We start from the raw sequence: 7,073 nt of genomic DNA, 5'->3' as shown, positions 1-7,073 counted from the left end.
GGTTGGGTTACAGGTTTCTTTGAGTGATTGATTAGTGATTGATGCCAGTTTTTCTGGTTTTTTGTCATGGTCTTGCTCTTTGTTTTTTCGATGGAGAGTTTGATCCTGGCTCAGGACGAACGCTGGCGGCGTGCTTAACACATGCAAGTCGAACGATGAAGGACTCTTCGGGGTTTGGATTAGTGGCGAACGGGTGAGTAACACGTGAGTAACCTGCCCTTCACTTTGGGATAACCGCCGGAAACGGTGGCTAATACCGGATATGACCTGTTGCCGCATGGTGGTGGGTTGAAAGATTTTTTGGTGGGGGATGGGCTCGCGGCCTATCAGCTTGTTGGTGCGGTGATGGCGTACCAAGGCTTCGACGGGTAGCCGGCCTGAGAGGGCGACCGGCCACACTGGGACTGAGATACGGCCCAGACTCCTACGGGAGGCAGCAGTGGGGAATATTGCACAATGGGCGGAAGCCTGATGCAGCAACGCCGCGTGCGGGATGACGGCCTTCGGGTTGTAAACCGCTTTCGCCGGGGACGAAGCTTTTGTGACGGTACCTGGTAAAGAAGCACCGGCTAACTACGTGCCAGCAGCCGCGGTGATACGTAGGGTGCGAGCGTTGTCCGGATTTATTGGGCGTAAAGAGCTCGTAGGTGGTTTGTCGCGTCGGATGTGAAAACACGGGGCTTAACTCTGTGCTTGCTTTCGATACGGGCAGACTTGAGGAAGGTAGGGGAGAACGGAATTCCTGGTGGAGCGGTGGAATGCGCAGATATCAGGAGGAACACCGGTGGCGAAGGCGGTTCTCTGGACCTTTCCTGACGCTGAGGAGCGAAAGCGTGGGGAGCAAACAGGCTTAGATACCCTGGTAGTCCACGCCGTAAACGGTGGGCACTAGGTGTGGGGGACTTCCACGTTCTCCGTGCCGTAGCTAACGCATTAAGTGCCCCGCCTGGGGAGTACGGCCGCAAGGCTAAAACTCAAAGGAATTGACGGGGGCCCGCACAAGCGGCGGAGCATGCGGATTAATTCGATGCAACGCGAAGAACCTTACCTGGGTTTGACATATGCCGGAAGCAGCCAGAGATGGTTGTGCCTTTTTGGCCGGTTTACAGGTGGTGCATGGCTGTCGTCAGCTCGTGTCGTGAGATGTTGGGTTAAGTCCCGCAACGAGCGCAACCCTCGTCCTATGTTGCCAGCGGTTCGGCCGGGAACTCATAGGAGACTGCCGGGGTCAACTCGGAGGAAGGTGGGGATGACGTCAAGTCATCATGCCCCTTATGTCCAGGGCTTCACGCATGCTACAATGGCTGGTACAGAGGGTTGCGATGCCGTGAGGTGGAGCGAATCCCTTAAAGCCAGTCTCAGTTCGGATTGGGGTCTGCAACTCGACCCCATGAAGTCGGAGTCGCTAGTAATCGCAGATCAGCAACGCTGCGGTGAATACGTTCCCGGGCCTTGTACACACCGCCCGTCAAGTCATGAAAGTCGGTAACACCCGAAGCCGGTGGCCTAACCCTTGTGGGGGGAGCCGTCGAAGGTGGGATCGGTAATTAGGACTAAGTCGTAACAAGGTAGCCGTACCGGAAGGTGCGGCTGGATCACCTCCTTTCTAAGGAGCCCTTTTTGATCGCCACGCATCCTTGTGGGTGGGTGGTGGTTAGTTTGCACTCTTGGTTCCACCGTTGTGTGTGGGCGGGGTGGGGGTTTGTTTTTGTGGAGGCATTGATGATGCAGGCTTGTGTTTGTTGTTGGCGCGTCTAGTACTGCCGGCCCTTGTGGGGTGGGTGTGGAACGGGTGGCCGGTGGCGGCATGGGTTTGTGGGGCACGTTGTTGGGTTTTGAGGCTTCCGCAGCCGTTGGTTGTGGTTGTTTCTGTGGCGGATCTTCGCTGGCTGGCCTAAGGGTTGGTCGGGTTGGTTTGTGTGTTGTTTGAGAATTGTATAGTGGACGCGAGCATCTTTTGTAGTTTTTTGTCTGTGTTGGATGTTTTTTGGTGACAAGCTACTAAGGGCGATCGGTGGATGCCTTGGCATCAAGAGCCGATGAAGGACGTTGTAACCTGCGATAAGCCACGGGGAGTTGGTAAACGAGCTGTGATCCGTGGATGTCCGAATAGGGAAACCTCGAAGGTAACCGGAGTTGTGTCCGGCGACCCCTGTCTGAATGTATAGGGCAGTGGGAGGGAACGTGGGGAAGTGAAACATCTCAGTACCCATAGGAGAAGAAAACAACCGTGATTCCGTGAGTAGTGGCGAGCGAAAGCGGAGGAGGCTAAACCGCGCGTGTGTGAGAGCTGACAGGTGTTGCATGTGTGGTGTTGTGGGGCCGTTCGTGGTCGGGCTGTTGACCGGCCGGGGAGTGATAAAACTGCGTCGAAGTTGAACTGTCTGGAATGGCAGACCAGAGTGGGTGATAGTCCCGTAGGCGTATGGTGTGGTCTTCCTTGGATGGACCCCAAGTAGTACGGAACCCCTGAAATTCCGTGTGAATCTGGCGGGACCACCCGCTAAGCCTAAATACTCCTTGATGACCGATAGTGCACGAGTACCGTGAGGGAAAGGTGAAAAGTACCCCGGGAGGGGAGTGAAATAGTACCTGAAACCGGTCGCCTACAATCCGTCGGAGCCTTGCGGGGTGACGGCGTGCCTTTTGAAGAATGAGCCTGCGAGTTAGTGGTGTGTGGCGAGGTTAACCCGTGTGGGGGAGCCGTAGCGAAAGCGAGTCCGAATAGGGCGGTTGAGTCGCGCACTCTAGACCCGAAGCGAAGTGATCTATCCATGGCCAGGGTGAAGCGACGGTAAGACGTCGTGGAGGCCCGAACCCACTTGGGTTGAAAACCGAGGGGATGAGCTGTGGATAGGGGTGAAAGGCCAATCAAACTTCGTGATAGCTGGTTCTCCCCGAAATGCATTTAGGTGCAGCGTCGCCTGTTTCTTGCCGGAGGTAGAGCACTGGATGGTCTAGGGGGCTTAACAGCTTACCGAAATCAGCCAAACTCCGAATGCCGGTAAGGTTGAGGGCGGCAGTGAGACTGTGGGGGATAAGCTTCATAGTCGAGAGGGAAACAGCCCAGATCATCAGCTAAGGCCCCTAAGTGGTTACTAAGTGGAAAAGGATGTGGAGTTGCGAAGACAACCAGGAGGTTGGCTTGGAAGCAGCCATCCTTGAAAGAGTGCGTAATAGCTCACTGGTCAAGTGATTCTGCGCCGACAATGTAGCGGGGCTCAAGTAATCCGCCGAAGCTGTGGCGCCGCACGTTATGTGTGGTGGGTAGGGGAGCGTCGTGTGTGCGGTGAAGCGGTGGGGTGACCCGATCGTGGAGTTCACACGAGTGAGAATGCAGGCATGAGTAGCGAATGACGGGTGAGAAACCCGTCCGCCGAATATCCAAGGGTTCCAGGGTCAAGCTAATCTTCCCTGGGTAAGTCGGGACCTAAGGCGAGGCCGACAGGCGTAGTCGATGGACAACCAGTTGATATTCTGGTACCGGCGAAACAACGATCCTGCCGAGGCGAGTGAGACTAAGCATGCGAGTCTGTCGGATCCTTCGGGTGATGGCGGGTGAGTCTGTGACCTGATCTTGTAGTAGGCAAGCTGCGGAGGGACGCAGGAAGGTAGCCCATCCCGGGCGATGGTTGTCCCGGGCTAAGAGTGTAGGACGGCGTGTAGGTAAATCCGTGCGCTGTGTGTCTGAGACTTGATGGCACTGCACACGTGTGTGTGGTGTGGGTGATCCTATGCTGCCGAGAAAAGCTTCGTGAGCGAGTTGTGAGCCGCCCGTACCCTAAACCGACACAGGTGGATTGGTAGAGAATACCGAGGCGATCGAGAGAATCGTGGTGAAGGAACTCGGCAAAATACCCCCGTAACTTCGGGATAAGGGGGACCTGATCCGTGACAGCCCTTTGCGGTTGGTAGCGGTGATGGTCGCAGAGACCAGGCCCAAGCGACTGTTTACTAAAAACACAGGTCCGTGCGAAGTTGTAAGACGATGTATACGGACTGACTCCTGCCCGGTGCTGGAAGGTTAAGGGGAACTGTTAGCGTGAGCGAAGCGGTGAACTTAAGCCCCAGTAAACGGCGGTGGTAACTATAACCATCCTAAGGTAGCGAAATTCCTTGTCGGGTAAGTTCCGACCTGCACGAATGGAGTAACGATTTGGGCGCTGTCTCCACCACGAACTCGGCGAAATTGCATTACGAGTAAAGATGCTCGTTACGCGCAGCAGGACGGAAAGACCCCGGGACCTTTACTATAGTTTGGTATTGGTGTTCGGTACAGCTTGTGTAGGATAGGTGGGAGACTGTGAAGCGGTCACGCTAGTGGTTGTGGAGTCATCGTTGAAATACCACTCTGGTTGTTCTGGATATCTAACTTCGGGCCATGATCTGGTTCAGGGACAGTGCCTGATGGGTAGTTTGACTGGGGCGGTCGCCTCCTAAAAGGTAACGGAGGCGCCCAAAGGTTCCCTCAGCCTGGTTGGCAATCAGGTGTTGAGTGTAAGTGCACAAGGGAGCTTGACTGTGAGACTGACAGGTCGAGCAGGGACGAAAGTCGGGACTAGTGATCTGACGGTGGCATGTGGAAGCGCCGTCACTCAACGGATAAAAGGTACCCCGGGGATAACAGGCTGATCTTGCCCGAGCGTCCATAGCGACGGCATGGTTTGGCACCTCGATGTCGGCTCGTCGCATCCTGGGGCTGGAGTCGGTCCCAAGGGTTGGGCTGTTCGCCCATTAAAGCGGCACGCGAGCTGGGTTTAGAACGTCGTGAGACAGTTCGGTCCCTATCCGCTGCGCGCGTAAGAGTCTTGAGAAGTGCTGTCCTTAGTACGAGAGGACCGGGACGGACTAACCTCTGGTGTGCCAGTTGTACCGCCAGGTGCACGGCTGGTTGGCTACGTTGGGAAGTGATAACCGCTGAAAGCATCTAAGCGGGAAGCACGCTTCAAGATGAGGACTCTCACAACATTTTGTTGGTAAGGCCCCCGGGAGACGACCGGGTTGATAGGACAGATGTGGAAGCACAGTAATGTGTGGAGCTGACTGTTACTAATAGGCCGAGGGCTTGTCACACCACCAAAAACATGTCTTGACGCAGATGATTGCTGCAAGATGTTTCGCGTCCGCTATACGATTCCCAGACAACACACCACCCCGGTCCGGGGTGGCCGGAGTGTCTGTGATGTTCCCCCCACCCGGCGGGTGGGGATTGATAAATGAATAGTCGTTTCGGTGATCATGGCGAAAGGGAAACGCCCGGCCCCATTCCGAACCCGGAAGCTAAGCCTTTCAGCGCCGATGGTACTGCACACGCTGGTGTGTGGGAGAGTAGGTCATCGCCGGACACACAACAACAGTCCCCCGTAACAACCGTTACGGGGGACAGTTGCATTTAAGCGCTTTTACTTTGGTGTGTTTGCGACCTGGGCACCCAGGGCCAGGGACGCGGCACAACATCGGATGCGACGGGGCCTGTTAGCGCACGGCGGTCGGCCAGAGTCGGCAGAGCTTTGACGGGTGCAGGCTGAGTGCGAGCCCTCGTTCGGGGTATTGGGGCGGGCCTCGACGCGGGGATCTGACTCCCCCGGAGACCCCGCGGCGCAGGGCCGGCGCGGTTCTACGCCGCGTTTGGCGGGCGCTGGACACGTGTAAGGGGAGAGTCCGTGCGGTGCTGCCAGGCGCTGTCGGGGCTGGGGCACGGACGGGGAGAGCAGTTCCGTTCTGCGATGCGCCGGCGGCTTCGAGCACGCGCCGGCGAGCAGAGAGGGCCTGGGGCAAGTGCGGGCGGTAGCCAAGTGCGGGCGGTAGCTCAGTTCCGGGGTGGCCTTCCAGTCCCCCTGGGACAGTCGGGGCGTGCGCGCGAACTGTCCCAGGGCCCACGGGAGGTGTGGTGGGGACGGGAGTATCCCCATGCTGTGCCGTGTGTGTCCGACGGGCGATGAACGCCGATCAGCGGACGGGCTCCCAGCGTCCGTGACGCAGGACTCGCTCCACCTGGAGATCTTCGTCCAGAACGAGGACGTCTGCGAAGGCGCCCACGGTCAAACGGCCCACGTCAGGCAGACGCAGATACCGAGCGGGGTTGAGCGTCGCGGCCCGAACCGCCAGCTCGAGGGGGACGCCGGCCGCGACCATCGTGCGGACAGCGACGTCCAAGGTCAGGGTGCTCCCGGCGATGGTGTCGGTGCCGGTGAGCTTCGCCACCCCGTCGCTCACCGTGACGGGGAGTTCGCCCAACACGTACTCGCCGTCGGGGGCGCCCGCGGCGGCCATGGCGTCGGTGATGAGGACGACGCGGTCCGGGAACGAGCGCAGCACGTAGGCCGCCAGTTCGCGGTGGACGTGGATGCCATCGGCGATGAGCTCGAGGAAGGCCGACGAGTCCCAGAGCGCGAGGATCGGCCCCGGGTCGCGGTGGCGTAGGGGCGGCATCGCATTGAACAGATGGGTGCCGCCGCGGGCGCCCGCGGCGAGGGCTTCGCGCGCGACGGGCAACGTGGCGTCGGTGTGGCCGATGGCGGCGACGATGCCTCGCCCGGCGAGCTCGTCGATCGCGTCCATGGCGTCAGGCAGTTCCGGTGCGATGGTGACCATCCGCACGGTGCCGCCGGCTGCGTCCACGAGGTCGTTGACCTCGGCGGGGTGGGGCGCGGTCAGCAGCGCGGCGTCGTGGGCCCCCTTGTGGCCTGGGGAGAGCCAGGGCCCCTCGAGGTGGATGCCGGCGAGGTCCCCGGCTTCGACGCGCGGGCGCAGCAGCTCCATCTGCTCGGTCAACACCTGTGCGGTGGCGGTGACGAGGCTCGCAACGACGGTGGTCGAGCCGTGTGAGCGGTGGACGGAAAGTGCCCTGTCCACGTCGCCTGGGTCGCTCGTTCCGAACGCGGCGCCGCCACCACCGTGACAATGCACGTCCACGAAGCCGGGGACGACCCAGCCTGCCGTCACATTGACGTGGGGGAGGCCGGGCGGGGGAGCGTCAACGCCGATCTCCACGATGCGGTCGTCCTCGACACGGACCCAGCCGGGGACGAAACGGTCGTCGACGTACAGCCTGGTGGCGGCGATCAACACGG

At 59.3% G+C, this 7,073-nt stretch carries 1 protein-coding gene and 3 rRNA genes; 3 read left to right on the top strand and 1 reads right to left on the bottom strand.

The features are described 5' to 3' along the window. The first annotated feature begins 87 nt into the window (after nucleotides 1-87). From BN1187_RS01490 to rrf, 3 genes are all read left to right on the top strand, one after another. Nucleotides 88-1,606, top strand: a 16S ribosomal RNA gene (locus tag BN1187_RS01490). A gap of 385 nt (nucleotides 1,607-1,991) precedes the next feature. Then, nucleotides 1,992-5,073 (top strand): 23S ribosomal RNA (locus tag BN1187_RS01485). 155 nt (nucleotides 5,074-5,228) lie between these two features. Beyond that, nucleotides 5,229-5,345 (top strand): 5S ribosomal RNA (gene rrf, locus BN1187_RS01480). Together the 16S, 23S and 5S rRNA genes form the textbook arrangement of a ribosomal RNA operon. A gap of 604 nt (nucleotides 5,346-5,949) precedes the next feature. On the opposite strand, the gene nagA is transcribed toward rrf, so the two are convergent. Continuing rightward, nucleotides 5,950-7,071, bottom strand: a complete 1,122-nt coding sequence (gene nagA / locus BN1187_RS01475) for an N-acetylglucosamine-6-phosphate deacetylase (protein ID WP_040157933.1) — start codon at nucleotides 7,069-7,071, stop codon at nucleotides 5,950-5,952. Nucleotides 7,072-7,073: the final 2 nt, after the last annotated feature.

Source organism: Nigerium massiliense (assembly GCF_000826085.1).
Lineage (GTDB): Bacteria > Actinomycetota > Actinomycetes > Propionibacteriales > Propionibacteriaceae > Propioniciclava > Propioniciclava massiliense.
The sequence above is the reverse complement of the archived record's forward strand: the minus strand, read 5'-3'. Positions and strand labels throughout refer to the sequence as shown.